Annotated in this window: 23 protein-coding genes and 2 pseudogenes; 12 read left to right on the forward strand and 13 right to left on the reverse strand. The window is 70.8% G+C overall.

Annotated elements, in window-relative coordinates:
* Positions 1-1,260, reverse strand: a pseudogene (locus K7472_RS22915) (peptidase S41); the annotation flags it as partial.
* A 159-nt stretch (positions 1,261-1,419) separates the two neighbouring features.
* Between K7472_RS22915 and K7472_RS22920 the strand changes: the two are divergent.
* A complete protein-coding gene (locus K7472_RS22920; RefSeq protein ID WP_222980420.1) occupies positions 1,420-2,589 on the forward strand; it encodes a serine hydrolase domain-containing protein in 1,170 nt (389 codons plus the stop codon).
* Positions 2,590-2,594: 5 nt separating this feature from the next.
* Positions 2,595-3,374, forward strand: coding sequence for an SDR family NAD(P)-dependent oxidoreductase (locus K7472_RS22925; RefSeq protein ID WP_222980421.1), 780 nt, complete (start codon positions 2,595-2,597; stop codon positions 3,372-3,374).
* Positions 3,375-3,378: 4 nt separating this feature from the next.
* On the opposite strand, the gene tgmC is transcribed toward K7472_RS22925, so the two are convergent.
* From tgmC to K7472_RS22945, 4 genes are read right to left on the reverse strand one after another with little or no spacing between them, the layout of a single operon-like run.
* Positions 3,379-4,515 carry an ATP-grasp peptide maturase system methyltransferase gene (gene tgmC, locus K7472_RS22930; RefSeq protein WP_222980422.1) on the reverse strand — a complete coding sequence of 379 codons (1,137 nt, stop codon included), beginning with the start codon at positions 4,513-4,515 and terminating at the stop codon, positions 3,379-3,381.
* A gap of 4 nt (positions 4,516-4,519) precedes the next feature.
* Entirely contained in the window at positions 4,520-5,467 is a 948-nt protein-coding gene (gene tgmB / locus K7472_RS22935) for an ATP-grasp ribosomal peptide maturase (protein ID WP_222980423.1), read from the reverse strand.
* A complete protein-coding gene (gene tgmA, locus K7472_RS22940) occupies positions 5,467-5,718 on the reverse strand; it encodes a putative ATP-grasp-modified RiPP (RefSeq protein ID WP_222980424.1) in 252 nt (83 codons plus the stop codon). The genes tgmB and tgmA overlap by 1 nt, the downstream gene beginning before the upstream one ends.
* A 35-nt stretch (positions 5,719-5,753) precedes the next feature.
* Entirely contained in the window at positions 5,754-6,173 is a 420-nt protein-coding gene (locus tag K7472_RS22945) for an ATP-binding protein (RefSeq protein WP_252396088.1), read from the reverse strand.
* An 18-nt stretch (positions 6,174-6,191) separates the two neighbouring features.
* Between K7472_RS22945 and K7472_RS22950 the strand changes: the two genes are divergently transcribed.
* Positions 6,192-7,121: an alpha/beta hydrolase family protein gene (locus K7472_RS22950; RefSeq protein ID WP_252396089.1), complete on the forward strand. Its 930-nt coding sequence runs from the start codon at positions 6,192-6,194 to the stop codon at positions 7,119-7,121.
* Here the strand turns inward: K7472_RS22950 and K7472_RS22955 are convergent.
* On the reverse strand, positions 7,112-8,629 hold the full coding sequence (locus tag K7472_RS22955; RefSeq protein ID WP_222980425.1) for a helix-turn-helix domain-containing protein: 1,518 nt from the start codon (positions 8,627-8,629) through the stop codon (positions 7,112-7,114). The two genes, K7472_RS22950 and K7472_RS22955, sit on opposite strands and share 10 nt — an antisense overlap.
* A 187-nt stretch (positions 8,630-8,816) precedes the next feature.
* Here K7472_RS22955 and K7472_RS22960 point away from each other — a divergent pair, with 187 nt between their 5' ends.
* A complete protein-coding gene (locus K7472_RS22960) occupies positions 8,817-9,500 on the forward strand; it encodes a hypothetical protein (protein WP_222980426.1) in 684 nt (227 codons plus the stop codon).
* Here K7472_RS22960 and K7472_RS22965 read toward each other — a convergent pair.
* The gene (locus K7472_RS22965) at positions 9,460-10,320 is read right to left on the reverse strand and encodes an EamA family transporter (RefSeq protein ID WP_222980427.1); all 861 of its coding nucleotides are present in this window, start codon (positions 10,318-10,320) and stop codon (positions 9,460-9,462) included. The genes K7472_RS22960 and K7472_RS22965 overlap by 41 nt on opposite strands.
* Before the next feature lie 24 nt (positions 10,321-10,344).
* Positions 10,345-12,033: a penicillin-binding transpeptidase domain-containing protein gene (locus K7472_RS22970; RefSeq protein ID WP_222980428.1), complete on the reverse strand. Its 1,689-nt coding sequence runs from the start codon at positions 12,031-12,033 to the stop codon at positions 10,345-10,347.
* A 261-nt stretch (positions 12,034-12,294) separates the two neighbouring features.
* Here K7472_RS22970 and K7472_RS22975 point away from each other — a divergent pair, with 261 nt between their 5' ends.
* On the forward strand, positions 12,295-12,942 hold the full coding sequence (locus tag K7472_RS22975) for a dihydrofolate reductase family protein (RefSeq protein ID WP_222980533.1): 648 nt from the start codon (positions 12,295-12,297) through the stop codon (positions 12,940-12,942).
* Positions 12,943-14,187: 1,245 nt separating this feature from the next.
* A complete protein-coding gene (locus tag K7472_RS22980) occupies positions 14,188-14,526 on the forward strand; it encodes a hypothetical protein (protein ID WP_222980429.1) in 339 nt (112 codons plus the stop codon).
* 123 nt (positions 14,527-14,649) lie between these two features.
* Here the strand turns inward: K7472_RS22980 and K7472_RS22985 are convergent.
* The 5 genes and pseudogenes from K7472_RS22985 to K7472_RS23005 form a co-directional block, all read right to left on the reverse strand.
* A pseudogene (locus K7472_RS22985) lies at positions 14,650-14,961 on the reverse strand (site-specific integrase); the annotation flags it as partial.
* 81 nt (positions 14,962-15,042) lie between these two features.
* Positions 15,043-15,765: a hypothetical protein gene (locus K7472_RS22990; protein WP_222980430.1), complete on the reverse strand. Its 723-nt coding sequence runs from the start codon at positions 15,763-15,765 to the stop codon at positions 15,043-15,045.
* A gap of 3 nt (positions 15,766-15,768) precedes the next feature.
* The gene (locus K7472_RS22995) at positions 15,769-16,422 is read right to left on the reverse strand and encodes a hypothetical protein (protein WP_308014045.1); all 654 of its coding nucleotides are present in this window, start codon (positions 16,420-16,422) and stop codon (positions 15,769-15,771) included.
* Positions 16,412-17,200: a TIGR04255 family protein gene (locus K7472_RS23000; protein WP_222980431.1), complete on the reverse strand. Its 789-nt coding sequence runs from the start codon at positions 17,198-17,200 to the stop codon at positions 16,412-16,414. The genes K7472_RS22995 and K7472_RS23000 overlap by 11 nt, the downstream gene beginning before the upstream one ends.
* A 547-nt stretch (positions 17,201-17,747) precedes the next feature.
* A complete protein-coding gene (locus K7472_RS23005) occupies positions 17,748-19,469 on the reverse strand; it encodes a dolichyl-phosphate-mannose--protein mannosyltransferase (protein ID WP_372458025.1) in 1,722 nt (573 codons plus the stop codon).
* Positions 19,470-19,599: 130 nt separating this feature from the next.
* On the opposite strand from K7472_RS23005, the gene rsmI reads away from it, so the two are divergent.
* From rsmI to K7472_RS23035, 6 genes are all read left to right on the forward strand, one after another.
* Positions 19,600-20,442, forward strand: a complete 843-nt coding sequence (gene rsmI / locus K7472_RS23010; RefSeq protein WP_222980433.1) for a 16S rRNA (cytidine(1402)-2'-O)-methyltransferase — start codon at positions 19,600-19,602, stop codon at positions 20,440-20,442.
* A gap of 697 nt (positions 20,443-21,139) precedes the next feature.
* Positions 21,140-21,634, forward strand: coding sequence for a hypothetical protein (locus K7472_RS23015; RefSeq protein WP_222980434.1), 495 nt, complete (start codon positions 21,140-21,142; stop codon positions 21,632-21,634).
* A gap of 52 nt (positions 21,635-21,686) precedes the next feature.
* A complete protein-coding gene (locus K7472_RS23020) occupies positions 21,687-22,577 on the forward strand; it encodes a TatD family hydrolase (protein ID WP_222980435.1) in 891 nt (296 codons plus the stop codon).
* 31 nt (positions 22,578-22,608) lie between these two features.
* The gene (gene rsmA / locus K7472_RS23025) at positions 22,609-23,499 is read left to right on the forward strand and encodes a 16S rRNA (adenine(1518)-N(6)/adenine(1519)-N(6))-dimethyltransferase RsmA (protein WP_222980436.1); all 891 of its coding nucleotides are present in this window, start codon (positions 22,609-22,611) and stop codon (positions 23,497-23,499) included.
* 55 nt (positions 23,500-23,554) lie between these two features.
* A complete protein-coding gene (locus K7472_RS23030) occupies positions 23,555-24,481 on the forward strand; it encodes a 4-(cytidine 5'-diphospho)-2-C-methyl-D-erythritol kinase (RefSeq protein WP_222980437.1) in 927 nt (308 codons plus the stop codon).
* Positions 24,482-24,598: 117 nt separating this feature from the next.
* A complete protein-coding gene (locus tag K7472_RS23035; protein WP_222980438.1) occupies positions 24,599-26,401 on the forward strand; it encodes an ABC-F family ATP-binding cassette domain-containing protein in 1,803 nt (600 codons plus the stop codon).
* Positions 26,402-26,526 lie beyond the last annotated feature (125 nt).

Genomic DNA, 26,526 nt, shown 5'->3' on the forward strand with positions numbered 1-26,526 from the left:
GGGGGGGGGGGGGGGGGGGGGGGGGGGGGGGGGTGGGGGGGGGGGGGGGTGTGGGGGGGGGGGGGGGGGGCTGTCGGAGGCGCCGCCATCGGCCCCGTCCCCGGGACCGTCCGGTTCCTCCGGCTCGTACAGCCGCAGTCGCGCCCGCGCCCGCGCCGTCGTGCGCCCCGGCAGGTCCACGATCTCGATCGCGTCCTCCCCGTCCGCGTCCGTCACGAACGCGATCCGCCCGGTCCCGCCCAGCATCACCGGCAGCCGTACCCGCGCCCCCGGCTGGTCGGCGATGGTCCGCGCGGGCCCGTCCCGGTGCGTCAGCCAGTACAGGCTTCCGCGCACGCACACCGCGCTGGCCCGCCCGGTCGTGTCGCACGCCAGCCCCGTCACGTTCGACGCTGCGGGCACCTGGTACGGCCGCCTGCCGTTGCGCGGCCCGCCCAGCCGCACGTCCAGCCGCCTGGGCACCGCCGCCGGGTCCGCCAGGTCCTGCGCGAGCCACAGCTCGCCCGCGCACTGGTAGACCACCCTGCGCCCGTCCGTGGCGGCCGCCCGCGCGTAGAACGCGTCGTGATCCGTGTGCCGCCGCAGGTCGGAGCCGTCCGGCAGGCACGAGTACAGGTTGCCGATGCCCTCGTGGTCGGACAGGAACGCGATCCGGCCCGCCACGAACATCGGGCACTCCAGATGCCCGCGCACCTCCGCCAGCAGCCGCTTCCCGTGCAGCCACAGCCGCCCGGTCGCGCCGCCCCGGTACCGCTTCCAGCTCGCCGGCTCGTGCGGCGGCGTCCCGTTGAGGATCAGCGTGCGGTGCTCGCCGTCCTCGTCGGCGACCGCGATGTCGGAGACCCGCCCCCACGGCAGCATGCTCCCCGGCGAACCGTCCGGCGTGACCGCGTACGCCATCGAGTAGTGCGCGAACGGCTGCCCGTGCGAGGAGACCGCCAGGATCCGCCCGTCCGGCGTCCACGAGCACACCCGCGCGTCCGGGCTGCCCCAGTACGTCAGCCGCCGCGCCGGACCGCCCTCCACCGGCACGACGTGCACCTCCGGGTCGAGGCTGCGCCAGTTCGTGAACGCGATGACCGTGCCGTCCGGCGAGAAGCGCGGCGGCCCCAGCCGCGTGCGGTCGGCGGTCACCCGCCAGGCCCGGCCCGGCTCGGCCCCGGGGACGGGCAGCGGCGCGAGCCACAGGTCGTCCTCGGCGACGAAGCACAGCAGGTCTCCGTGCAGGTGCGGGAACCTCAGATACGCGCCCTCTGTCACGGTTCCCATGGTTTAGTCCGGGATGGCGCCGGGCAACTTTTCCGCCCCCGCCGCCGGGTCCGCACCGGCCGCCGTGCACCATGGACAGGACTTTTCGGCAGTGGTGGCATCGGGCGGGAGCGAGCGGAAACAGTGGTGGACGTCCAGGACGCGGCGCCGGTGAGCGTCCACGGAACCGTGGCGGACGGCTTCGAGCCGGTGCGCGACGCCTTCGCGGCCAACCTCGCCCAGCGCGGCGAACGCGGCGCGGCGGTCGCCGTCCACCGCCACGGGCGCCTCGTCGTCGACCTGTGGGCGGGCGAGGCCCACGCCGACCGCCCCGGCACCCCGTGGCGTTCCGACACCGCCCAGGTCATCCGCTCCGCGGGTAAGGGCCCGGCCGCCGCCGTCCTGCTCCTGCTGCACCAGCGCGGCCTGCTCGACCTGGACGCCCCGGTCTCCGCGTACTGGCCGCGGTTCAAGGCGGCGGGCAAGGAGGCCGCCCGGGTGCGCCAGCTGCTCACCCACCGCGTCGGCGTGCCCGCGCTGGAGGTGCCGCTGACCGTCGCCCAGGCCCTGGACGGCGTCAGCGGCCCGCGCGCGGTCGCCGCGCAGGCGCCCGCCTGGGAGCCCGGCACCGACCACGGCTACCACGCGCAGACCTACAGCTGGCTGCTGGGCGAACTCGTGCTGCGCGTCACCGGACGCACCCTCGGCCAGTGGTTCGCGCGAGAGATCGCCCGTCCGCTCGGCCTCGACCTGTGGTTCGGCGTCCCCGAGGCCGAGGCGCACCGGGTCGGCCGGGTCGCCCTCGCGCAGGAGCCCCCCGTCGTCGCCTCCGCGGGCCTGCGCACCCGCCCCAAGCAGTCCGTGGTCGACGCCTATGCCGACCCCGCCTCGCTCACCAACCGGGCTTTCGGCGCCATCGAGTTGCCGTACGACGAGAACGACGCGGCGTACCTGCGCGGCGAGTTGCCCGCCTCCAACGCGGTCGCCACCGCGCGTTCCCTCTCGCGCTGCTACGCCGCCCTGACCACCGGCGTGGACGACCGCGCGCCGCTGTTCGCCCCCGCGACGCTGGCGGTGGCCCGCAGCGCGGAGTCCGAGGGCCCGGACCGCGTGCTGGTCGTCAACACCCGCTTCGGGCACGGCTTCATGCTGCACGGCCCGTCCTGCCCGCTGCTCGCCCCCGGCTCCTTCGGCCACCCGGGCCGCGGCGGATCGCTGGGCTTCGCCGACCCCGAATCGGGTGTCGCCTTCGGCTACGTCACCAACACCCTCTACAAGTCCGTCACCGCGGACGCGCGCGCCCAGGCTCTTCTGCGCGCGGTACGGACCTGCCTACGCTGACCCGCATGAGGCGATTCGAGGGCCACGCGGTCCTGATCACGGGGGCGGGCCGGGGCATCGGCGCGGCGACGGCGGCCCGCTTCGCGTCGGAGGGCGCGAAGGTCCTGGTCACGGACGCCGTACGGGAACGCGCCGAGCGGGTCGCCCAGGAGATCGGCGCGCACGCCCACGCGTGCGACGTCACGGACACCGCGTCCGTGGAGGCGGCCGTGGCACACGCCGTGGCGTCCTTCGGCCACCTCACCGTCCTGGTCAACAACGCCTACGCCTGCCACCCCGACCCGCCCCGCTTCGAGGACCACGCCGACGAGCCGTGGTACGCGGACTTCGAGGCCACGCTGCACGGCGTCTACCGCTGCTGCCGGGCGGCGCTGCCGCACCTGGCGCGGGCGGACGGCGCCGGCGCGATCGTCACGGTCGGCTCGGTCAACGCGGAGTCCGCCTTCGGCAACCACGCCTACAGCGCGGCGAAGGCGGCCCTGGTCGGCCTGACCAGAACGCTGGCGGCCGAATCGGCCCCCCGAGGCGTCCGCGTCAACCTCGTGGAACCCGGCACGATCCGCACCCCCGCCTGGTCCGACCGCCCGGAGACTCTGGCCCGGTTGGCGTCCTGCTACCCCTTGGGCCGCGTGGGCGAGCCGGACGACATCGCCGCGGCGATCGCGTTCCTGGCCTCCCGGGACGCCGCGTGGATCACGGGGGTGACCTTGCCGGTGGACGGAGGCATCTTGACGACGAACGCGGCGACGGCGGTCCTGCCTTCGCGGGCGGGGGAGTGGGCCTGAGGCCTCAGACGGGCAGCGGCCACGAGGCGGGGCCGTCGGGGTTCCCGAGCCACACCCGCTGCACGTTGTCGGCGCTGATGCTCACCCCGAACGCGTCCAACCCGGGCGCCCCCGCCGCTCGCCACCTCCGGATCGCGTCCTCCACCTGATCCCACAGCCGCAGCGGCCCGTGCTGGTGAACGACCCAGCCTTCGTCGGCCCGTTCGGTCCACGCCTGCGACCCGGTACCGAAGTCGCGCAGAAGTGGTGCGCCGTCCGCATACGCCAACTCCGCCGACGGAGCCGCTAGTTGGGCCACGAGCGCCGCACCCGGGTGGTCCAGCTCATCCGGCGGTACGCGGCACTCCCGCACGTCGCCCGCGTACCGGAAGAAGTCGGGCCTCGGCCCGGGCGCGTGCGGGCGGGCCGGCATGAAAGCCCCGGGCTCGCCGCTGAACCGCCCCTGCGCGCCCCCGTCCGCGTTCACCGTCGCCCTTACGATCCCCGAGGCGCCCATCCAGCCCCCGAGGCAGGCGACGACGGTCCCGCCCTCGCGAATTTGCGCCAACCAGGAGTACGGGAGGGAACGCACCGCGCAGGTGGCCACCAGGGCGTCATAGGGGGCCCGCTCTGCGTGGCCGCGCAGCCCGTCGCCGACCACGAGGTGGGGAGCGGGTCCGAAGGCTCGCAGCGCGTCGGCGGCCCGGCGGGCGATCGCCGGGTCGCATTCGACGGAGGTCACGCGGTCGGCGCCGAGCCGATGACGCAGGAGCGCGGTGGAGTACCCGGTCCCGGTGCCGACTTCGAGCACCTGGTCGCCTTCCGCGATCCCGGCGAGGTCCAGCATCCGCACGACGAGCGAGGGCCGCGTGGACGAGCAGGTGGGCCCACCGGCAAGGTCTTCGGGCGCGTCGTCGTCGGCATGGACGCCGTCGACCTGGGTGACCCAGGTCCGATCGAGGCAGGCCATCCGCAGCCACGCCTCGTCCCCCACATCCGGTCGCCGTACGACGGCCCACCGCCCTCCCTCATCCCGGAAGACGGCGTCCCCGAGGCACACCTCCCGGGGAACGGTGGCAACGGCCTCCCGCCACGGCGACCCTTCCGCGCAGGCCTGTTCCGCCAGACCCCAACGAGTCTGCTGCTTCTGGCCGTTGTTCATGTACTCAGCCTCCCTGCTGAAGCCGGTCGGCCAGCGCGACGGCGACGGGCCGGCTGATGTCGTCGGGGAACCAGGCCCACTGGCCGTTGGGGTTGCACTCGTACATCCACCACCTCCCGTCCAGGCCGATCCCGAAGTCGAACGCGCCGAAGACGAGCCCGAACCGGTCGAGGTACGCGCGCACTCCTCGTACGACGTCCGGCGGCGCGGCGACCACACGGTAGGTCAGGCTGTCGTAGTGGCGGCGCCAGTCGATCCCGGGCGATCCGTCGATCCGCACGGGGAACAGCCGGTCCGCGACAGCGGTCAGCCTGACGTCCGCCGCCTTGTCCAGCCGCTTCTGGAACAGGTGAGCCGTGCGCGACACCCCCGCGTCGGCGGAGTCCTCGGGCACGTCCTCGATCCACACCGTCATGGCTCGCCCGTCGTCGTCGGCGAAGTCGCCGTTCCACAGTGGTTTGTAGACCACCGGTCCTTGTTCGGCCACGAAGCGGCGGGCCTGCTCGGGCTCGTTGGTGATGAGCGTGGGCGGTACGCGTAGGCCGCAGCGTGTGGCGACTGCCAGTTGTGCGGGTTTGTGTTCGGCGTCGTGGTTGCGCCACGGGTGGTTGACGTAGTGCGCTCCGGGAAGCGCGGCCAGGATGCCGCCGAGACCGTGGCGTGCCTGGTCGGCGCACCATCGTGCGGTCCGCCCGGTGCCCGAAGCGTAAGGCCGGGGCCGCCGCCAGTAGACGGAACGGACCGTGGCCGGGTCCAGCGTGCGTGTGCGCGTCCCGATCCGGCCGTGCGGCCCGGACGCGTCGAAGGCGACGGTGAGAGTCACTTCGTCGGGGAAGTCCCCGGGATCGAGCCGCATGACCGGGACTCCGCGCCGGTGCAGCTCACCGATGACCAGGTCGGCCGTGGCGTCGTCGAGGCGGGTCACGACCAGCACCGGAGCGGTATCGCGCATCAGTCCGTGTCGCCTTCCTGGTCCGATCCGGAATCTGTGGTGCCGTCCAGGCTGGTGCGGGTGCTGGTCTCCTTGCATGTCTCGGACCGCTTGTGCCGATCGAGTGCGGGCAGCGCCGAACCGTCCTCGGCGAGCCACCGGCCGGTCTGGGTCGTGGCATCCAGTACGACGCGGCACGCGGGCAGTGTTTCTCCCGGAGGAAAGGGCCTCATCCGGCGAAGCCCCCAAGGGACGCTGACGGAAACGCTCATCGGTCGAACTCCTTTCGGCAGCAGGGTGATTGGTTTCACGTCCCGCACCCCCACCCGATCCGTGCCCACACGGTCTTCCCGCCGTCCGGCTCGGGCCGGTGGCCCGTCGCGTGGGACAGCGCGGCGACGAGGAGCAGCCCGCGACCCCGTTCGGCGTCCGCGCGGGCCGTCTCGCCGAAGCGAGGCGGAGCCGGATCGGCGTCGGACACCTCCACGAGGCATCCCGCGTCGTCGGCGGTCACGCGCACACGGAACGGCCGCTGCGCGTGCTCGACGGCGTTGGTGGCCAGTTCGCTGCACACGAGCACGACGACGCCGATGTCGTCCTCATCCCCGAGCCCCCACCGCACGAGCGCTCGCTCGACCCGCCTGCGCACGAGGAAGACACAACGTGCGTGGGGCGCGAACTCCATCTCCCATACATATGGGGCCAGTTGTTTCTGCCCGGTCTTCATGACTCCACCCTGTGGGGGATGAACACCGGCAACCATGCTGAGACCCGCATATCCGGTATGTATCTCGCGTATGGCGGGAAGGAAGCGACCGTGCCCATCGTTGAGGAAGACTTCGAATTCAGCAGCCTTGACGGACTCTGCCTGCGTGGCACGCTCACGGCGCCGCAGACGGCTCAGGGCGTAGCCGTGCTGACGCACGGAGGCGGAGTCACACGTGACGAGGGTGGGTTCTTCACAAGGTTGTCGGCGGCCCTCAGCCGGGCTGGCATCGCGGCGCTGCGCTTCGACATGCGGGGCCACGGCGCGAGTGAAGGCCGACAGGAAGACCTCACCCTCGCCTCCGTCGCGAACGACATCCGCGCCGCGACCGGTGCGCTGCTCGGCCGCTTTCCGAACGTCGACCGCGCACATCTGGTCGGAGCCAGCTTCGGCGGCGGAATCACCGCCATCGCGGCGGGGCGGGCCCCGGAACTCGTGAGCAGCATCGTTCTGTTCAACCCGCTGCTCGACTACAAGGCGCGATTCATCGACCAGAAACCGTACTGGCGTGACAACCGCATCGCGGCTGCCGAGGCCACCGATCTGACCCGGGACGGGTTCCTCCCGCATTCGCCGACGTTCAAGCTGGGCAGACCGCTGCTCAACGAGGTCTTCCAGGTCTGCCCCGCCGAGTACCTGGCCCGCGTCGTGCAGCCCACACTGATCGTCCACGGAACGGGCGACACCTTCATCCCGGTGGACAGCTCGCGGACCCACCTGCGCCGGATCGCGGCTCCGGTGAAGAGACTGCTGGAGATCGAGGGCGCCCAGCACGGCATCGCCGTCCACGACGACCCCCAGTACGCCCACCCGCAGACCCAAGCGTGGCAGCGGGAAGCCATCGGGGCCGTGACGGCGTGGATGGCGGAACACGGCGAAGGTACCGCCGACGCCAAGCCTCAGCCCTGAGCCGGACGGCTCGCTTCGGTCGCACCTCGCCGACGGGAAGCCGGGCCGGAAGTCCCCGAGTACACGGCGTCCCGCAGCTCCCGTACCGCCGCCAACCCGGCCCACGGAGTAAGCCGTACGGAGAGCCGGACCAACTCCCGCACAGTACGGCCGGACGCCGTGGCCTCGGCCACCCGCAAGGCGGTGGCCCCTGCCGTCGCAGCTTCTGCTGGTTCTCCGGCCTCAGCCAGCGAGGCCGCCATCAAGGACGTGAAATAGCCGGAATCCCGGTACGACAAAGTGTTCTGGGCGAGGCACCGTTCGTACAACTCGACCGCTCTCATCGGCTGACCCGCCTCGGCCAGACAGATGGCGGTCTGGAGATCCAGGGTGGCCATGCTGTAGCCGGACCGCGGCTCGCTCTCCGCCGCACCGTCATCCGTGGCCGTCACGTCAGCCAACACCTCTCGTGCGGCGTCGAGCTTGCCCTCGACCGAGCGCAGTGGCTCGCCAAGCATCGCCATGCTCTGGGCCTCCTGCTGGAGGGCCTCGGCTCTGACCCGGTCCGGGAGCCGCCAGGCGCGGTGCTGCGCGGCGCGGGCCAACTCGCCCATGCGCCGGGCATCGCGGTTGTCCCAGCATCCTTGGCTCTTGCGCAGCATGGCGTATCCCTGCAGCGGCGCTGCGCATGCCTCCCGTGCCCAGTCGACCGCCCGGTCACGCCAGTGCTCCGAGGTCTCGGTCATCCCGGCGTCCCGGTAGAGCCACCCGGCGAACTCGGCCGCGGTCGATCCCACCGCGAGGATCTCCTGCCGTGCCGGACCCTTGGCGCTGCGGGACATCGACTCGATGGCCGTGAGAATTCCGAGAACCGGCGGCAGGGCCTTCTTCGCGCCACGCGAGCCGTCGTCCAGGGCGAGGCTCGTCAGCTGATTCCGAAGCACTTGCGTCAGGTGGGCGTCGGCGTAGCGGTGGGCGTTCTCCAGGGCCGCAGCGAGATGCCGTAAGTCGTCGACGGTCAGGGCGGGGAGGACGGTGACGGCGATCCCCCTGGCCAGGAAAGCCCGTCGTTCCATCGCTTCCATGTCGGGCGGTTCTTCCTTCCGGGCGGCCCGTCGATCCGTGTTCTCGTACCGGTGCGCGGGCAGCTTGAACCACAGTAGGTCTCCCGGAACACCCAGGACATGCGCCCACCGCATGAGCTTGTCCAACTCCTGGGGTGCTGGGCCGTTCTCGATCCGGCTCAACTGGGCCTGCGTCAGCCCGATCCAGTGCCCTACCGTCTCCTGCGGGACCGGCTTGGCGTGCCAGGGGTGAGTGCGGTACGCCTTCAACACACGTCCCATGTGCCAGGAGCCCAGCGCCTCACGCATCGCGCCGGTACGCCAGAAGGCATCGTCGACCTGAGGAGGGCCGAAGCGGAGTTCCCGCCGACCCGCTACGCAAGGCCCGCACAGACCGCCGCCGTTGTCCCCGGCCAGCCGCCCTCCGCAGCGTTCGCACCACCGGTGCGCTTGCCCGTCACGCATACGGCAACGCTACGCGTTCGCGCGGCCCCGCAAGGTGAGATCCCGACAGTCGACTGAACCCGGATCCGGCAGGCCCCGCGCCCCGGGACATATGTCATCGGCAGCCCCCCACAAACCGTTCTGTTGAGCGCCGTCGCCCCCATGACAGCTTGAGTGCGTTGATCGTTCGGCGGCGGGGGAGCGTGCGATGGGTGGCATTCTGTTCGACCTCACGACGGCCTGGCTGCTCATGCTGATGGCCAAGTGCGGGGTGAACCTGTTGGGTTCGGGGCCCCTCACGCGTCGGCCCGTGCCCTGGGTCGCGGTCGGGCTGACCGGGGTCGCCGTGGCGGGAGTGGGCGTCCAGCTGTGCTGGGCCGGGGCGATGGCCGCGTTGGACGACGACCCGCGTCGGCACGGGTGGTGGCGCGTGCTGACCTCCGTCTTCCTGCAGAACGGCGGTGTCTTCGGAGCCGTCTGGAACCTCGTCACCCTCGCCGTCGTCGCCGCGCTCGCCCAGTGGTTCTGGGGCGGTCCGCTGACGCTCGGGCTGTTTGCGGCGGGCGTGCTCCTCCCGCAGCACCTCGACGCCCTCCTCGGACTGCGTGGTCACGGCACCGACCCGCGGGACTTCGCCGGGAGTTCCGGGGCGACGTACTTCCTGGCCGCGACCCTGGCCGCCGGCCTCCTGCTGCGCGCCGCCACGCGGACGCACCGGCTCCTCGCCCTCGCCGTCCCGGCGGTCGGCCTCGCCCTGTGGGCGATCCAGGGCAACGAACACGGGCTCGTGGCCGTCTACGGCTTCCTCCTCGGCCTCGCCGTCCTGCCCCTGTTCGGCGGCGGCCCGGCCCTCACCCCCCGCGCAGCATCAGTCCGATCCCCGCGACCATGAACGCCGCGCCGATCAGTCTCGGGCGGCCGAAACGTTCCTTGAAGAAGACCGTGCCGATCACCGCGCCGACGATGATGGACGACTCCCGCAGCGCCGAGATGGGTGCCAGGTCGGCCCGCGTCTGGGCCCACAGGACCAGGCCGTACGCGGTCACCGACAGCACCCCGCCGAACAGTCCGCGCCCTGCCGCCGGGCGCACCCATGCCACGAAGTCGTGGCCGCGCCGCACGAGGGCGTACGCGGGGATGAAGACGCCCTGGATCAGCAGCAGCCACCCGGTGTAGCCCAGGGCCGTGCCGGAGGCGCGTACGCCCACGCCGTCGATGACGGTGTACGTGGCGATGGTCAGGCCCGTGCCGATCGCGGCGGCCAGCGCGAGACGGCGTGAGCCGGACGGCCCGGAGGCCTCACCCCGCATGCCCCACAGCGCGATCCCTGCCAGCCCGCCCGACGCCACGACGACCCCGGCCGTCTGCCACGCGTCCGGCCGCTCGCCCACGAAGACCGCCGCCAGCACGGTCACCACCAGCGGCGCCGTGCCTCGCGCGATCGGGTACATCTGGCTGAAGTCGCCCAGCCGGAACGACTGCATCAGCAACGTCATGTACCCCAGGTGCACGACCACCGACGCCAGCAGGTACGGCCACGCCGCCGACGCGGGCAGCGGCGCGCAGCACGCCAGCACCGCCCCGCAGACCGCGCCCCCTCCGCCGACCAGCGTGAACGCCAGCAACTGGTCCTTGATCCCGTGCGCCAGCGCGTTCCACGACGCGTGGGTGACGGCCGCGAACAGCACCGCCACGACGACGTACGGCGTCACGGATCCCCCCTCGGCTCGCTGACCTCAGCTCACCGACAGTACCGCCGTCACGATCTTGCCCGCGTACTTGTATCCCTCACCGGTGTTGGGCACGACCGCGGCCGCGGCGACGTCGCCACGGTAGGCGACGAACCAGCTGTTGGGCTTGGTCTGGCCGTCCACCTCCGCGGTGCCGGTCTTCGCGCCCACGTCACCGCTGAGCGAGCCGATGGTGGGCTCCGCGGTGCCCTCGCGGGCGGTCAACACCATCATCGAGCGGATCTCGGCGGACACCGTCGACCCCAACTGCCGCGGTGCCTGTGCCAGTTGACGGTGGTCGACGGAGTCGGGAACGATCACCGGCTGGCGGAAGACGCCGGACTTCGCGGTCGCCGCGACCGACGCCATGTTGAGCGGGTTGACCTGCACCTCGCCCTGCCCGATGTACGTGGACGCCTTCAGCGAACCGCTGCCCGCCGGCACCTTGCCGTCCCAGCTGGACACCCCGGTGTTCCAGGTCAGCCCGAGACCGAACACGTCCTTCGCCTCGCTCTCCACCGCGCCGTCGGGCAGCACGTTCGCCGTCGAGATGAACGCGGTGTTGCAGGAGGCGGCGAAGTCGGTCGCCACGGTCGTCGCGTTGGCGAAGTTCTCGCCCTCCACGTTGTGGAAGCTGCGCCCGCCGTACGTGATGGTCTTCGGGCACGCCAGCTTCGACGTCGGGGTGTACTTGCCGGTCGACAGCAGCGTCGAGGCGGTGATCACCTTGAACGTGGAGCCCGACGCGTACTGCCCCAGCATCGCCTTGTCGTAGCCGTACGCCGGGTTGTCGGCGACCGCCAGGATGTCGCCCGTGCTCGGCTGCACGGCGACGAACGACGCGTCCGGCCCCTCCGTCTTGATCGCCTTCTCCGCCTCCGCCTGGAGGCGCGAGTCGATGGTGGTCGGCAGCGGGCTGCCCGCCTTGCCCTGCGACAACGTGTGCAGCACCGGCCCGGCCGTGCCGTTGGCCTCGCGGACCCGCACCGCCATGCCCGGCGTGCCGTGCACCTTCGTGCCGTAACGGGCGGCGAGCTGCTGGAGGATCCCGGACAGCGACGGGAACGCGGTGGCCGACAGCGGCTTGCCGGTGCGGTCGACCGCGGTCATCGGCGCCGCCCCGGTCGGCGCGGCCTCCAGCGACTGTCCCGCGGCCAGCCGCGGATTCACCACGGAAGGCGCCCACTTGACGACGGGCTTGCCGGTGGTGGTGTCCCGCACGACGGTCAGCGCCGAGTCGTAGGCCCAACTCGACTGCTGGCCCGCGTAGGCGAACGTCGCCTTCGCGGAGAACGGCACGCTGTCCGAGACGGCACCGGTGCCGGTGCCCGTGCTCGCGCCGGTGCCCGCGCCCGACTGCGGTGCCGTCGAGGCCCCCTGCGCCTGCTTCGGTGTCAACGTCAACGCGGTGGCGTGCAGATTCGTCCGGAAGGAGCTCAGCGCGGCGGACGCCTGCGACGGGTCGTCGGTCAGCGCCGCGGCCTTCGCGGTGTCGCCCGCGGCCCAGGCGGTCAGGAACCCGTTCGCCGCCGAGCCGACCTCCGTCGCCGACAACGGGCCGGTCGCCACCTTGTTGTCGGACCCGTCGTGCCCGGTCAGACCACCGTGGTACAGGTCGTAGCCGCCGTAGGCGACCCCGCCGACCACCACCGCGATCAGCCCGCCGATGACGGCACTCCTGGTCCCTCGTTGCATTGCGCCCCTCCTGGACTCCGACGGCTCCGGCGCCGCACGACCACCGCCGAACGCGTGACGGGCAGGCACTCTAGGCCACCGGTGAGGACGCGGCGACGGAAGGGGCGGTTCCCCAGCGTTGCCGGATCGTCACATGAACGATCAGATCCGGAGCGTGGAGAAGAACCTCGGCGCGTTGTCGATCCGGACCTGTCCTGTTCGACATGCTGGTGTGGGGCGCACCGCCGCACGAGGAGGCGACAGGACCTGATGAGGAACGACATGGATCAGCTGCTGCGCGTACAGAACTTCACGGTCTCCAGCGACGGCGTCGCCGCGCGCGAGGACCAGAGCCTGGAGCGGCCCTTCGGCCACGGCATCGACCCGGGAGAACTCTTCGCCTGGGCCGGCGCCACGGCGAGCTGGCCCGGCCGCACCGAGCCCGGGGGAAGCCGGGGCCTGGACGACTACTTCACCCGGGACTTCAGCCACCACATCGGCGCCGAGATCATGGGCCGCAACAAGTTCGGCCCTCAACGCGGCCCGTGGCGCGACCACGAGTGGCGCGGCTGGTGGGGCGACGAGCCGCCCTTCCACACGCCGGTGTTCGTCCTGACCCACCACGAGCGCCCGTCGATCACGCTCTCCGACACCACGTTCCACTTCGTGGACGGCGACCCCGCCACCGTTCTCGCGCGGGCGCGGGAAGCCGCGCGGGGCAAGGACGTCCGGCTCGGCGGCGGCGTGACCACCATCAGGGAGTTCCTCGACGCCGACCTCGTCGACACCCTGCACATCGCCGTCTCCCCGGTGAAGCTCGGTCCCGGCCTGCGCCTGTGGGACTCGCCCGACGACCTGCGGGACCGCTTCCACCTGGACACGGTCCCCAGCCCGAGCGGCGTGACCCACCACCTCTTCTGGCGCAAGTGACGCCTGACCTGCCTAGATCCAGGTCTCCAGCCACATCCGGTTCAGCCAGTCGTGGTACGGGATCGTCATGCCGGTGTAGATCGGGAAGAAGCAGATGGAGTTTCGCCCTGGCTGGCCCGCAGGCTGCTGACCAGGGCTTTCAAGCGACTACGGTGGGCCGCCGATCGCCCTGGGCCGCCAAGGGGCCGTGATCATGGTCCGGAGACGCTTGATGGACGCCGTCCACAGCTTGCCAGCAGTGCCCGGGTGACGCTGTCATCGATGGCCGCGTTCACCACAAGGGGCACGGCGTAAGTGATGAGCCTAGGAAGGCGTGTTGGGCGGTGCAGCCGTGGCCGGCTTCCACGGCTTGGCTGTGGCGGGCCGCAGTTCTGCCCGCCAGCAGGTCGTGTGCTGGCCGGTGCTGGGAAGGCCCAAGGCCCGGTCGATGTGTCGGCTCGACGGCAGCGCAGGGCACGGCCATCGTTGGTGAAGACAAGGTGCTTGGCGGGCGAAGGGCTGCGAGCAGATCACCACTCGGGCAAATAAGCACCGGTCATTGTTTCGGACATGTTGGCTGTATTTCATTCCTCTAGACAGGGAGAGGCTGAGGGCTGTGTTCGACGTGCCTTGGTGCGGTGATTGTTCGTTGAGCCACCACTGGCGCAGCGGCTCACAATGGCACGGTTCCTGAGCGGCTGCTTAGTCTGATTCGAGTAGCCGAAAATCACTTGCTCCCAACATAGGGGGTTCATAGAGTGTTCTTCGACCTCGGGCGGCAGCGCGCCGTCGGAAAAGAGTTTTGGGGGAAGGGAAGTCGTGCGAAACCTGTCTCGTCGAGCCTTAGCGACCCTAGCCGTACTCGCTGCGGCGACTACATCGCTCACGACGCTGTCCGCTGGGTCAGCGAGCGCTGCACCTGCCGCTGACCCGTGCGCGGGCAAGTCGTCCACCTACATCGTGAAGAACTACTACAGGGGTCCTGCCGTCCTTCCGCTCCGGTGCGGGACCTCAAGCTGGGGCTATCGCCATATGGCCCCGAAGCACGGATTCAACGACAGCATGATCGCGCAGACCATTTCGCGAGGACAAACAGCGTTCGGGTACTACTACTTGAACCTTTACCAGTGCCCTCCGATGACCTTCAAGGTGGTGTACAACGCTCTCGCTCTAGGGGGGACGGGAGTCAGCCCGCAGGGTGTCATTACGGCGTACTACCAGCCGGGAAACCTGAAGGCGAACGCCTCGACCTGCTAGGTTTGAGAAATGTCGATGGATATGTCGCCCAAGCTTCGAGTGCTCCTTCGAGAACCATTCGGTGGAGGTCCTGGAGATCCGGAGTTCCAGTTCCGGGAGGTAAGCCTTAATCTCCAGGATGAAAGACTGCTCCTGCAGGGAGATGTTGAGATTTCTCCGGGCGGTCGCGTCGAGGTGTGGAGAGTGTCGCTCTCTTTTGAGGAAGAGGACTACCAGGCGGCTCTACTTGGGGCTCCGGCTTCCGCACTGTCATGGTTTGTGCTCATGGTGAGGGAAAATATCATCGAATGGTGGCATACAAGGAAATTGGAGCCCAATATGCCGTTTGCGGCTAGGCGGATCGAGTAGCCGTCCCGGGTGACATGGAAGTCGGAACTGTGGGCGAGGGGAACATAAGTTCCCCTCGCCCATCTGCACATCACCAGGTGCAGGACTGCAATCCGAAGTTGGCTGCGGGTGGGCCGGCAACGCTCAGGTGGGGCCCGGGCCGATCACGGCCGGGAGGCATGAATAAAGGTCGTCTACTGCCTGGCGGGTACGCTTCTCGCTGCTCGGCATCAGGTGCGTATACGTCCGCAGGGTGAACCCTGCGTCCTGGTGACCCAGGTAGCCGCTCAGGGCTTTGACGCTCTCACCCGCGTCCAGCAGAACCGAGGCGTAGAAGTGCCGCAGCGCGTGCATGCCGTGCTCGCGCGCCGATGGGTAGCGTTCGCCCTCGTCCGGCATGCCGATGACGCCAGCGGCTGCCAGAGCGGGCTTCCAGGCATGATCGTTGAAGTGGCTAGACTAGACTCAGGTGGCCAGCCAGATTCGCGCCTGTCACCGGTCCATCGGAGCTGTTGTGGCGCGGCCTTCCGTGCTGTTTCAGGAGGGGCCCGACTGCTGATATTGCCGCCGCAGGGCCTTTAGGTGGGCCCGTGCGTCCCGGCGAACGGTACTTCGAGTCTGCGAGCCCTCGAGGAGCTGCTGGCGACGTCGGCCGTCGGGGAGCTTTTCCCGGAGCCAGTCCATGCACTCAGACATGGCTTCGGGGATCTTGACTCCGTCTTCCTCGCGATCGAGGCACCACTCCTCGATGAGGTCTGCCTCCTCGTAGGGACTCTCGTTGGCCTCCTGGAACTTGGACGTCTCGACCGTCAAGCGGGTGGAGTGCTTCACCATGCGCTGGAGGAAGAGGTTGATCCCGGAGGGGGCGAGGCAGACGATCCTGGTCCCGGCTTGAAGCTGCTCCGGAGAGACGTAGTACCCCTGATCGAAGAATGCCGCGCAAGCCTTCACACCATTGGTCGCCTGCGGAAACGGCGGGGGGAGGAACATGCGGTTGAAACAGCCGTTCCACTGAGCGCCGGGAACGGGCACCACCTCGCCCACGTTCAGACGCGGCGCAAGGTTCAACCCGTCCACGCGCAGCGAGCACGGGTGATCGAGGACCATGGCCGTGATCTCGCGCCTGGAACCGTCGGTTTCTATAACGGTGACGCCCTCGTAGACGTCGCCCGTCAGGACAGGACGTGCGGCGACGATATCGTCGCCGCACGCGTGGTACAGATCGCGCGGGTCTTGCGGGCGTTCCATCTCAGCGGGCACTCGTCACGCTTCCTTCTGACGGATCGACATGGCCCCATCCGCATCGCGATAGACCTCGAAGTCGGATTGATAGCGATCGCGCCAGTCCGGCGCGTAGGCCGTGAGAATCTCCTCAACATCGTTCGGCCCGAGTGCGTGCTCCAGCACAAGGTCTGGTCTCCGCTCCGCGAAGAGGTCGATCGGAGTCATGGGTACACCCGGGGTGAGGGGCATCTCGAACCAGGAAGCGACGTCGTGGATGACGGGCTGCTGGACCATGTCACACAGAGCGAGGAGGCTCGCCAACTGCATGCGATTGTCCCCGCTTACCCCGCCGGAGCGTCGCCACTTCTGTATGGCGGGAACGCTCACGCCGAGCATGCGAGCGATGTGCCGCCACGAGAAACCGAGGTCTGCGAGCTCCTCGAGTAGCGCGGCCGGCGACTGCTTCCCGCGCTCGGCGGTGCGCTTGCGCCATTCGCGGGACAGGAGCTCAACGTGGAACTCGGCCACGTCCTGGAACACGAACTTGGCTTGGTACCGGAGTGATCCAGCGGCCTGGGTGAGGTCTGACAGCTGGGTCGACGTGGTCGCCGTGGGCTCCTGGTGCTCGATCACAAGGCTGCTGCCAGTAGGAGCCGTGGCCAAGTCCATCGGCCGCCGTGTCTCACTGTTCACGCTTGAGCACCTCCGTGCGGTAGTGGTCCGTGATCAGCTGCTGGAACAGCTCGTACGCGGACAAGCCAACGGCGTCGAATCGCTCTTCGACGCTGGCCCACTCGAGTTGTGGAACCTCGCCCTCGGGCAGCCAGTAGGAGTCCAGGTCGAGAAGGTAGAAGGGGCCTGGCGGAGGGGTTTGGCGGCGCAGGTCGCCAGCTGGTTCGACGGCGTAGCCCTCGAAGTTGCCGTGCCGAAGCACGACTCCCACGGACGGGGTGCCGAAGACTGTTACGCCCTGCCAGGTCTGGGCCGCCATATCCTCTGTACGTAGGCTGGCGATGCTGGTCAGAGGCGGGGAGATCCAGTGCCCCCAGTCGGACGGGTGCTCGAGGTTGGGAACGCGGACTTCGTTTACGTACCGGATCCCCAAGCGCTCGATACCGTCAACCGGAGAGACCTTCTGGCGAGCATCCACCGCCTGATGCAGGAGTTCTCGCAGGGCGCTCCGCCGCTTGTACCGAGTCGTCTCGACGACGACTGCATTGTCGCGGAAGCTGATCGACTCGGTGAAGTCCCGCGTCATGTAGCGGGGGAACAGGGCCCGGTCTTCCGCGGCGCCTGCGTGCGTGACGGTGATGCTCACTTGCTGGGCTGGCTTGTAGATCGGGAAGGTGCTCGCGAGGAGTGACTTCAGCCCTGCCTTGTCGGCTTCAGACAGCGGCGTACTGGCCGTGTGGCGGAGCTCAACGACTGTGAGCGCCAACGGCGCATTCGAATAGATCTCACGGTGCCCCATGTCCACCAAACTACCCGAGTAGAAACCAGAACGACAACCGTTGGTGTAACCGGCTGCTACCTGTGTTGCGCTTGTAACGAAGCGGAGCTTGCCTTCCCGTCGTGGCGGCCGACTCATGTCGAGGAGCGCCACTCCAGAGCGCGTGCACGCAAGCGGCGGGCAGTCCCTGTGGGGAGGCGGGAGACGTCGAAAGGTGCCATGACGGACACCGTCGATGAGGCCACTGACACGGCTGATCTTCGCTCCACGTGCCACATCCACGCCCGGGGCGGCGCGTCCTCCCCGGGCGCAGCTGGCCAAGATCAGGACGAGACATGGACGGGATGGTCTACCCGGCGCGCGGACGCGACTAAGCCGCAGGTCAGAGAGTGCGAAGAGTGGCAGTCTCGGGGGCTGTAAATCTTCCACATGGAGGTCCCCCGGGCATGGCGGGGCCGTCCCTGGGCCGTCCGACGACGGCCCAGGCCCACCGTCAACGACCGACAACGACCAGGGAGCCCCGCGTCGACCGAACGGCGCGGGGCTCCTTCTCAGGCTCCTGACCTGCCTAGATCCAGGTCTCCAGCCACATGCGGTTCAGCCAGTCGTGGTACGGGATCGTCATGCCGGTGTAGATCGGGAAGAAGTAGATGAAGTTCCAGACGATCAGCAGCACCAGCGTGCCCGCGCCCACCGCGCCCCACATTCTGCGGCGTTCCGTCGCGCCGGACGGCCCCAGCGCCGCGCCCAGCATCTGGGCCACCGCCAGGCACAGGAACGGCACGAACACCACCGCGTAGAACAGGAAGATCGTGCGCTGCTGGTAGTTGAACCACGGCAGGTAGCCCGCCGCCACCCCGCACAGGACCGCGCCGGAGCGCCAGTCGCGGCGGAACGCCCAGCGGTAGAGCAGGTACAGCAGCGCGAAGCACGCCGCCCACCACAGCAGCGGCGTGCCCAGCGCCAGCACCTCGCGCGAACAGCCGCCGACCGCCGTGCACCCGTCCTGGCCGTACTTGGGCGACTCGTAGAAGTACGACACGGGCCGGCCCAGCACCAGCCAGCTCCACGGGTTGGACTGGTAGGTGTGCGGCTGCGTCAGGTGGATGTTGAACTCGTAGACCTGGTACTCGTAGTGCCACAGGCTGCGCAGCGGCGCCGGGATCCACGACCAGGTGCCACCCCGGCCGTCCGCCCAGTGCCGGAAGTAGCCGTTGCCGGTGACGAACCAGCCGGTCCACGAGACCAGGTAGGTCACCACCGCCACCGGCACGATCGAGACGAACGCAGGCAGCGCGTCGCGGCGCAGCATCGCCCGGTACGGGCGCGGCGCACCCGCCACCCGGCGCGCGGCGACGTCCCACAGCACCGCCATCACCCCGAACGCGGCGACGTACGGAAAACCGTTCCACTTCGTGGCGCAGGCCAGGCCCAGCAGCACACCGGCCGCCAGCCGCCACGGCCGCAGGCCCAGCTTCACCGCCGCCCCGGTCAGCGCGTCGGGCCGCGTCCCGTCGCCGGGCAGCGCGGCGGCCAGCCGGGCGCGTGCCTTGTCCCGGTCGATCAGCAACGCGCCGAACGCGGCCAGCACCCAGAACATCACGATGAGGTCCAGCAACGAGGTGCGGCTCATCACGAACTCCAGGCCGTCCACCGCCATCAGCCCGCCGGCCAGGCACCCCAGCGCGGTCGAACGCAGCAGCCGCCGCCCGATCCGGCAGAGCATCAGCACCGCCAGCGTGCCGAGCAGCGCGGTCATGAACCGCCAGCCGAACGGGTTGAGCCCGAACAGCCACTCGCCGAACCCGATGACCCACTTGCCCATCGGCGGATGCACCACGTACGACGGGTCCGCGCTGAGCGGGATCTTCTGCGGGTGCTGGAGGATCAGGGAGTTGGCGTTGTCCGGCCAGGTGCCCTCGTAGCCCAGGTGCCACAGCGCCCAAGCGTCCTTGGCGTAGTAGGTCTCGTCGAATATCACCGCGCGCGGGCTGCCCAGGTGCCAGAAGCGCAGCCCCCCGGCGAGCAGCGCGACGAGCAGCGGGCCGCCCCACCCGGACCAGCGGGCCAGCCGGGCGGCCGCGGCCGGGCCGAGGCCCAGCGTGCGCCACAGCTTCGTACCGGGCTCGGGGAAGGGCGCCACCAGACGCTCACGGGTCGAGGCGTGCGGCCGCTCGACGTACCCGAAGCGGCTCAGCCGCCGTCCCCAGGCCGTCCGCGGCGCCACCTCATCCGGCGCGCCGGAAGCGGTCGAACCGTGCGCGGCGTCGGTCGCGGTCTCACTCGTCACCGGGCCATCGTAAGGAAGGGCCCGCGCGGACGACCGAGGTGCGTCGGCTTCACAGGGCATTTTCAGGGGACGGCACCCATTTGTCCCGCCCTGGTCCGAGGGGACGTCCCGGGTCGGGGAGACTGGGCGGGTGACTGGAGTACTCGTACTGGCCGGAACCCCCATCGGCGACCCCGCCGACGCCCCGCCCCGCCTGTCCGCCGAACTGGCGGCGGCCGACATCGTCGCCGCCGAGGACACCCGGAGGCTGCGGCGCCTCGCGGCGACCCTGGAGGTGACGCCCACCGGCCGGATCGTCTCGTACTTCGAGGGCAACGAGACCGCCCGCACCCCGGAACTCGTCGAGGCGCTGGCGGGCGGCGCGCGGGTGCTGCTGGTCACCGACGCGGGCATGCCGTCGGTCTCCGACCCGGGCTACCGGCTGGTGGCCGCCTGCGTGGAACGCGACATCACGGTCACCGCCGTGCCGGGCCCCTCGGCGGTGCTGACGGCGCTGGCGCTGTCCGGGCTGCCGGTGGACCGCTTCTGCTTCGAGGGCTTCCTGCCGCGCAAGCAGGGCGAACGCCTCTCCCGGTTGCGCGAGGTCGCCACCGACCGCCGCACCCTCGTCTACTTCGAGTCCACCCACCGCATCGCCGAGGCGCTCGCCGCGATGGCCGAGGTCTTCGGACCGGAGCGCAGGGCGGCGGTGTGCCGGGAGCTGACCAAGACGTACGAGGAGGTCAGGCGCGGCCCGCTCGCCGAACTGGCGGAGTGGTCACGCGACGGCGTACGCGGCGAGATCACGGTCGTCGTCGAGGGAGCGGGCGAGCCGGCCCCGGAGGAACTGGACGACGCGGAGCTGGCCCGCAGGGTCGCCGTCAGGGAGTCCGCGGGCGAGGCCCGCAAGGCGGCCATCGCGAGCGTGGCGGGGGAGGCGGGGGTCCCGAAGCGGCGGGTCTTCGACGCGGTGGTGGCGGCGAAGCGGGCTTGATCTGTTTGTCGTGGCGTTGGGCCTTGTTTGCGGAGTGTTACGTCTGCGCCGCTGCGCGGCGGCCTGCTGGGCGGAGTGTTACGTCTGCGCCGCTTCGCGGCTTGAGGGGGCGGAAGGGCGGGGGGCTAGCGCGCTGCGCGCTGCGCGCTGCGCTGAGGGCCGTCCGCTGCGCGACCGGCAGGTAGTCCTGGGAAACGTTTGTCACCCCGTTGCCGGTGACAAGCTTTTCCGGCATGCCTGGTTGACGAAAACCCTTGTCACCGACAACGGGGTGACAACCAATCCGCAGACCAGGAACCCGCGACCCCAGTCAGACCGAGCCGGGCGCGAAGCGAACGGCCATCGAGCGGGGGCGCGCAGCGCTGGAGCCCCTCCCCTCCTGCCCCTCAAGCTGCGAAGCAGCGCAGACGTAACACTCCGCCCCAACGGGCCGCCGCGCAGCGGCGCAGACGTAACACTCCGCAAATAGACCCCGCTACGACACCTCCACGCCCCTGACCTGCATCGACCCCCGTTCCACAAAGACCGGTAAAGGCATACGGTGGAACTTCGGGGAGAAATAAAGACCCAGACCACAAAACCCCCAAATCTGGCTCAAGACGAGACCACCCCTGCTGCGTCGCGCCGGAATGAGGCGTTCGCTGGTAGGTGGGAAGTCCCGCTCCGGACACCCGTCCGGAGGGCACCAGGAGCTGCGATGAGCGAGACCGTCGGCACCCCGTACCAGTCCACCACCGGCCCGGACAGCGAGACCGTCCACGAGGCGTACTCGTTCGCCTGCATGAACTGCGGCGCCGGCTGGGAGGAGTCGTACGACATAGCGCACCACACCGATGAGCACGGCCACCTCTCCGTCGTCTACTACACCGCCGGGCACCAGCGCGTCCCCTCGCCGCTGACCCGGCCGAACTGCACGAACTGCGGTGGCCACCTCGTACGGATCATGCGCTCCGGCCGCGTCTCCAGCGCCCGGTGGGAGCACAGCGCCCACTCCTCGCCCCCGCCGCGCGGCCACAGCTCGGCGGCCGTGCCGATCCTGATGGCCGACCGTGACGAGGGCGACGAGGACGGCTCCTCGTCGACGACGGCCAGGGAACCGAAGGCCCGGCACGAGCACCACTGGCTCGCCGACCTGCTGGCCTTCCTCCACCTCGGGCACCGTGAGGGCGACGAGCACCACCGCGCCGCCTGACCCGGGCGCCCACCCCGGCAGGGCCGGCCTCGGGTTCGTAGACTGACCGACCATGGCGGCAACTCGATCCTCCGTACCGGACAAGAACGCGGCACCGCCGCTCCCCGAGCCGTTGGCCGTGCCGGTGGCGGACTCGCACACCCACCTCGACATGCAGGCCGGAACGGTCGACGAGGCGCTGGCCAAGGCCGCCTCCGTCGGGGTGACGGCCGTCGTGCAGGTGGGGTGCGACCTCGGCGGATCGCGCTGGGCCGCCGAGACCGCGGAGCGGTACGAGAACGTCCACGCCGCCGTCGCCCTGCACCCCAACGAGGCTCCCCGGATCGTCCATGGGGACCCTGACGGCTGGTCGCGGCAGGGCGCGCGGCAGGCCGGAGGGATGGCGGCGCTGGACGCCGCGCTGGAGCAGATCGCCGCACTCGCCGCATTGCCGCAGGTCAGGGGCGTGGGCGAGACCGGGCTCGACTACTTCCGCACCGGCGAGGAAGGCGTCGAGGCGCAGACGTACTCCTTCCGTCGGCACATCGAGATCGCCAAGCGGTACGACAAGGCGCTGGTCATCCACGACCGTGACGCGCACGACGACGTGCTGCGGGTCCTGGCCGAGGAGGGCTCGCCGCGCACCGTGGTCTTCCACTGCTACTCGGGGGACGCGGCGATGGCCAAGGTGTGCGCGGACGCCGGGTACCACATGTCGTTCGCGGGCAACGTCACGTTCAAGAACGCCCAGCCGCTGCGGGACGCCCTCGCCGTCGCACCGGCCGAGTTGCTGCTGGTCGAGACCGACGCGCCGTTCCTGACGCCCGCGCCGTACCGGGGGCGGCCCAACGCGCCGTACCTGATCCCGCTCACCCTGCGGGCGATGGCGCAGGTCAAGGGCGTGGACGAGGACACCCTCGCGGCGGCGGTCGCGGCCAACACCGCTCGCGTCTTCGGGTACTGAGGCGCGGCGGGCGGCACGTAGGCTTGAGCGCGTGAGCAGCACCTCCTCCACCGCATCCGGCGCCACCGAATCGGGACCGCTCCTGGGCCCCGCCGACATCCGCGAACTCGCGGCGGCGCTCGGCGTACGCCCGACCAAGCAGTTCGGCCAGAACTTCGTGATCGACGCCAACACCGTGCGGCGCATCGTGCGCACCGCCGAGGTGCGGCCCGACGACGTGGTGGTGGAGGTCGGGCCGGGGCTCGGGTCGCTGACGCTGGCGCTGCTGGAGACCGCCGACCGGATGGTCGCCGTGGAGATCGACCCGGTCCTCGCCGGCGCGCTGCCCACCACCGTGCGCGCCAGGATGCCGGAGCGCGCCGACCGCTTCTCGCTGGTGCACTCCGACGCGATGAAGGTCACCGAGCTGCCGGGCCCGGCCCCCACCGCGATGGTCGCCAACCTCCCGTACAACGTGGCCGTGCCGGTGCTGCTGCACATGCTGGCGACGTTCCCCAGCATCGAACGCACTCTGGTCATGGTGCAGTCGGAGGTCGCGGACCGGCTGGCGGCGGCGCCCGGCTCCAAGGTCTACGGCGTGCCGTCGGTCAAGGCCGCCTGGTACGCGCAGGTCAAGCGGGCGGGCGCGATCGGCCGCAACGTCTTCTGGCCCGCGCCCAACGTGGACTCCGGCCTGGTCTCCCTGGTGCGCCGGGCCGAGCCGCCGCAGACCACCGCGAGCCGCGAGGAGGTCTTCGCGGTCGTCGACGCCGCCTTCGCCCAGCGCCGCAAGACGCTGCGGGCGGCACTGGCCGGGTGGGCCGGGTCGGCGGCGGCCGCCGAGACCGCCCTGGTCGCGGCGGGCGTCTCGCCGCAGGCCCGGGGGGAGGCGCTGACCGTCACCGAGTTCGCCCGCATCGCCGAGAACCGCCCGGCCCGCTGAGCCGCACCCCCGCCCGGGGAGCCACACCCCCGTACCGTCCGAGGAGCCACCCGCCGTGACCGCCGCCCCCGTCACCGTCCGCGTGCCCGCCAAGGTCAACGTGCAGCTCGCCGTGGGCGGACTGCGCCCGGACGGGTTCCACGACCTGGCCAACGTGTTCCTCGCCGTCGGCCTGTACGACGAGATCACCGCGACCCCGTCCGACCGGCTGCGCATCACCGTCTCCGGTCCCGACGCCCACCAGGTGCCGCTGGACGAGAGCAACCTCGCCGCCCGCGCCGCGCTCGCGCTGGCCGCCCGGCACGGCGTCGAACCCCGCGTCCACCTGCACATCGCCAAGGACATCCCCGTCGCGGGCGGCATGGCGGGCGGCAGCGCGGACGGCGCGGGCGCGCTGCTGGCCTGCGACACGCTGTGGGAGACCGGGGCGACGCGCGACGAATTGCTCGCGATCTGCGCCGAGTTGGGCAGCGACGTGCCGTTCAGCCTGGTCGGCGGCGCCGCACTCGGCCGCGGAAGGGGCGAGCTGCTGGAGCCGCTGGAGACCGGCGGCGTCCTCCACTGGGTCTTCGCCGTCGCCGACGGCGGACTGTCCACCCCGGCCGTCTACCGCGAGTGCGACCGGCTGCGGGAAGCCGCCGGCACCGGTTCGTCGGCGGCCGACGTGCCCGAGCCCGCGCCCTCCGGCGACCTGCTGCGCGCGCTGCGCACCGGTGACCCCGGCGCGCTCGCCGCCGTCCTCGCCAACGATCTGCAGCCCGCCGCCGTCTCGCTGCGGCCCTCGCTGACGGAGACCCTGCGGGCCGGGAGCGAGGGCGGCGCGCTGGCCGCGCTGGTCTCCGGCTCCGGGCCCACCTGCGCGTTCCTCGCCAAGGACCCCGAGGCCGCGGAAGGCGTCGCCGAAGCCCTGCTGCGGTCCGCCACCTGCCGCGCGGTACGGGTGACCTCCGGCCCGGTGCCGGGGGCGACCGTGCTGCGCTAGCGGGCGCGGACCGGGGCCCGTCGCGCGGCGACTACGCTGGGAGTTCGCCCCGGCCCGCGCCGCGTGGCCCCTCGATCACCACGTCGATCACGTCGATCACATCGATCATGGAGTGAAATGGCCGTCAACCTCGTCAACGCCGAGTCCATCGGCAAGGTCTACGGCACCCGTACCCTGCTCGACGGCATCTCCCTCGGTGTCTCGGAAGGCGACCGCATCGGCGTCGTCGGCCGCAACGGCGACGGCAAGACCACCCTCATCCGCGTCCTCGCCAAGCTGGAGGCCCCGGACACCGGACGCGTCACCCACGTCGGCGACCTGCGGTACGGCGTGCTGGCGCAGGGCGACTCGCTCGACCCGGCCGCCACCATCCGGCACGAGGTGGTCGGCGACCGCGCCGACCACGAGTGGGCGGGCGACGCCAAGGTCCGCGACGTGCTGACCGGCCTGTTCGGCGGGCTCGACCTGCCCGGCTTCGACCAGGGCCTGGACACCGTCATCGGCCCGCTGTCCGGCGGCGAACGACGCCGCATCGCGCTCGCCAAGCTGCTCATCGCCGAACAGGACCTGCTGGTCCTGGACGAGCCCACCAACCACCTCGACGTCGAGGGCATCGCCTGGCTCGCCGCGCACCTGAAGGCCCGGCGTTCCGCGCTGGTCTGCGTCACCCACGACCGCTGGTTCCTCGACCAGGTCTGCACCCGCATGTGGGACGTGCAGCGCGCCGAGGTCTACGAGTACGAAGGCGGCTACTCCGACTACGTCTTCGCCCGGGCCGAACGCGAACGCCGCGCCGCCACCGAGGAGACCAAGCGGCAGAACCTCGCCCGCAAGGAACTCGCCTGGCTGCGCCGCGGCGCCCCGGCCCGTACCTCCAAGCCCCGCTTCCGCATCGAGGCCGCCAACGAGCTGATCGCCGACGTGCCGCCGCCGCGCGACACCGCCGAGCTGATGAAGTTCGCCAACTCCCGCCTGGGCAAGACCGTCTTCGACCTGGAGGACGTGACGATCACCGCCGGGCCGAAGGTGCTGCTGCGCCACCTGAGCTGGCAGTTGGGCCCCGGCGAGCGCGTCGGCGTGCTCGGCGTCAACGGCGCGGGCAAGACCTCGTTGCTGCGGGCGCTCGCGGAGGCCGCTCGCACCGGAGGCGAACAGCAGCCGGAGGCGGGCCGCGTCGTCGTCGGCAAGACCGTCAAGCTCGCCTACCTCTCCCAGGAGGTCGCCGAACTCGACCCCACCTGGCGGGTGCTGGAGTCGGTGGAACAGGTACGGCAGCGCGTCGACCTGGGCAAGGGGCGCGAGATGACCGCCTCGCAGCTGTGCGAACGGTTCGGCTTCGCCAAGGAGAAGCAGTGGACGCCGGTCGGCGACCTGTCCGGCGGTGAGCGCAGGCGACTGCAGATCCTGCGGCTGCTGATGGACGAGCCCAACGTGCTCTTCCTCGACGAGCCCACCAACGACCTCGACATCGAGACCCTGACCCAGCTGGAGGACCTGCTCGACGGCTGGCCCGGCTCGATGGTCGTCATCAGCCACGACCGCTACTTCATCGAGCGCACCACCGACCGCGTCTTCGCCCTCCTCGGCGACCAGACGCTGCGGATGCTGCCGCGCGGTGTGGACGAGTACCTGGAGCGCCGCCAGGCCGCGATCGAGGCGGCGCCCAAGCCGCAGGCGGTGGCCGCGGCGACCGAGCGGCCCAAGTCGTCGGCGGCCGACCAGCGCGCCGCGCAGAAGGAACTCCAGCGCATCGAAAGGCAGTTGGACCGCATCGGTGAGAAGGAGGCGAAGCTGCACGCCCGCATCGCCGACAACCCCACCGACTTCGAGGCGGTCGCGGGGCTCGACGCCGAGCTGCGCGGGCTGCGTGACGAGCGCGAGGACCTGGAGACGCGGTGGCTGGAGCTGGCCGAGGACTGACCCGCGGCGGCCCGCGCCGACGGCGTACGCGGACGGCGGTAGCGCTCGCGTAACGGTCGGGTCGCGGGCCGGTCTCACCCCCCGGAGCGGGGCGGACCGGCCCCTTCCGCCGTACGGGGGCGGTG

The sequence above is a fragment of the Streptantibioticus parmotrematis genome (assembly GCF_019890615.1).
Taxonomy (GTDB): domain Bacteria; phylum Actinomycetota; class Actinomycetes; order Streptomycetales; family Streptomycetaceae; genus Streptantibioticus_D; species Streptantibioticus_D parmotrematis.

What these genes read in the sequence shown, in the direction of transcription:
- K7472_RS22925 (WP_222980421.1), top strand. Translation starts at nt 2,595, where the DNA reads ATGAGGCGATTCGAGGGCCACGCGGTCCTGATCACGGGGGCGGGCCGG.
- tgmC (WP_222980422.1), bottom strand. Translation starts at nt 4,515, where the DNA reads ATGAACAACGGCCAGAAGCAGCAGACTCGTTGGGGTCTGGCGGAACAG.
- tgmB (WP_222980423.1), bottom strand. Translation starts at nt 5,467, where the DNA reads ATGCGCGATACCGCTCCGGTGCTGGTCGTGACCCGCCTCGACGACGCC.
- tgmA (WP_222980424.1), bottom strand. Translation starts at nt 5,718, where the DNA reads ATGAGCGTTTCCGTCAGCGTCCCTTGGGGGCTTCGCCGGATGAGGCCC.
- K7472_RS22945 (WP_252396088.1), bottom strand. Translation starts at nt 6,173, where the DNA reads ATGAAGACCGGGCAGAAACAACTGGCCCCATATGTATGGGAGATGGAG.
- K7472_RS22950 (WP_252396089.1), top strand. Translation starts at nt 6,192, where the DNA reads ATGAACACCGGCAACCATGCTGAGACCCGCATATCCGGTATGTATCTC.
- K7472_RS22955 (WP_222980425.1), bottom strand. Translation starts at nt 8,629, where the DNA reads ATGCGTGACGGGCAAGCGCACCGGTGGTGCGAACGCTGCGGAGGGCGG.
- K7472_RS22960 (WP_222980426.1), top strand. Translation starts at nt 8,817, where the DNA reads ATGGGTGGCATTCTGTTCGACCTCACGACGGCCTGGCTGCTCATGCTG.
- K7472_RS22970 (WP_222980428.1), bottom strand. Translation starts at nt 12,033, where the DNA reads ATGCAACGAGGGACCAGGAGTGCCGTCATCGGCGGGCTGATCGCGGTG.
- K7472_RS22975 (WP_222980533.1), top strand. Translation starts at nt 12,295, where the DNA reads ATGGATCAGCTGCTGCGCGTACAGAACTTCACGGTCTCCAGCGACGGC.
- K7472_RS22980 (WP_222980429.1), top strand. Translation starts at nt 14,188, where the DNA reads ATGTCGATGGATATGTCGCCCAAGCTTCGAGTGCTCCTTCGAGAACCA.
- K7472_RS23000 (WP_222980431.1), bottom strand. Translation starts at nt 17,200, where the DNA reads ATGGGGCACCGTGAGATCTATTCGAATGCGCCGTTGGCGCTCACAGTC.
- K7472_RS23015 (WP_222980434.1), top strand. Translation starts at nt 21,140, where the DNA reads ATGAGCGAGACCGTCGGCACCCCGTACCAGTCCACCACCGGCCCGGAC.
- K7472_RS23020 (WP_222980435.1), top strand. Translation starts at nt 21,687, where the DNA reads ATGGCGGCAACTCGATCCTCCGTACCGGACAAGAACGCGGCACCGCCG.
- K7472_RS23035 (WP_222980438.1), top strand. Translation starts at nt 24,599, where the DNA reads ATGGCCGTCAACCTCGTCAACGCCGAGTCCATCGGCAAGGTCTACGGC.